General features: G+C 67.3%; 1 protein-coding gene and 1 pseudogene. Both read right to left on the bottom strand.

Annotated elements, in window-relative coordinates; all coding sequences use genetic code 11:
- A pseudogene (locus tag HN013_RS33245) lies at window positions 1–656 on the bottom strand (hypothetical protein); the annotation flags it as partial.
- 121 nt (window positions 657–777) lie between these two features.
- A partial coding sequence (locus tag HN013_RS33250; RefSeq protein WP_249375367.1) for an alpha/beta hydrolase-fold protein occupies window positions 778–1,224 on the bottom strand: 447 nt, incomplete at its 5' end.

The raw sequence follows: 1,224 nt of genomic DNA on the forward strand, positions 1-1,224 counted from the left end.
TCCTTGATCAGCTGGGGGACGTCCTCGGTGAGCCAGGTGCCCATCTTGGGCTGGCCGGGGATGTCACTGCCGTCCCAGTAGCGGCCGGGGGTCGGGTCGCCCTTCCCGTCGTGGTTCTCCGGGTTGAGGACGGGCATGGCGATGATGAACGGCAGGCTCTTGCCCTCCTGCGCCCACTTCTGGACGGAGGCCTGGAGCTTGAGGTTCGAACCCATCCAGTAGTTGTTGGGGAACCCCGCGCCGCCGGGCAGCGCGATCAGTACCGGGAAGCCGCTGTTCTTGTACTTCTCTTCCTTGTACTCCTTGGGTGCCCAGACCCAGACCTTGCCCGTGAAGCCGGACTTCTTCCCCTTGTAGGAGACGACGGCGATCTTGCTGCCGTCCTCCGGGACCGTGCCGGAGATCTTGAAGTCGGCCTTCGGGCCGGTCGGCATGAGCGCCTTGGCGCCGGGCTTGCCCCCGCCGCCCTTCCCGTCCCCGCCCCCGTCGAACGAGATGGGGTCGCCCTTGTCCGAGAAGACCTCGAAGTAGTTGAGCACCGGGTAGGCGATCGCGCCGAGCACGGCCAGGCACACCGCGACCAGGGCCCAGCGCTTGGCGCGGGAGGCCCTGCGGTGCCCCTGCGACTGGTAGGCGCCGTTGGCTGAGTTGGTCATCCTGTCCCTCTGGACGTCTCGCTGTCCCGGAGGACAGGGCGGTCGGTTCGGTACGGGCCGGACGCGGGGCGCCCGGCGGATTCGCGAGCCCCGGCGGATTCGCAGGCCCCGGGGAAGGGGTTCAGGACGCGGGGACCGGCCCCGAGATCTGGTCGCTGATCCACTTCATGCTGCCCTGGGTCATGCCCTTCACATAGGTCCGGGCGTCGTGCTTGCCGCCCTGGATGACCTGGAGATGGGTGTGGATGGGGCCCTTGTTGCCGTAGGTGGCGATGTACTTGTCCACCTTCCCCTTCACGGTCCCTTCAAGGGTGCCGTACTGGAAGGCGAGGTAGACGTCCGGGCCGCCCTTGGCGATGAGCTTCTTGGAGAGGACCTCGGGGTTGTTCGCGGCCTTCTCCTTCTGGTGGCCGTTCCACAGCTGCGAGTCGGGGACGATGTCCGGTCCGGAGGCGATGACGGCCTTGAACTTGTCCGGGTGCTTCAGGACGGCCTTCAGGCCCGCGAAGCCGCCGGTGGAGGAGCCCATGAAGGCCCAGCCGTCGCGCGACTTGATCGTCCGGAAGTT

This window comes from Streptomyces sp. I05A-00742, assembly GCF_013055795.1.
Lineage (GTDB): Bacteria > Actinomycetota > Actinomycetes > Streptomycetales > Streptomycetaceae > Streptomyces.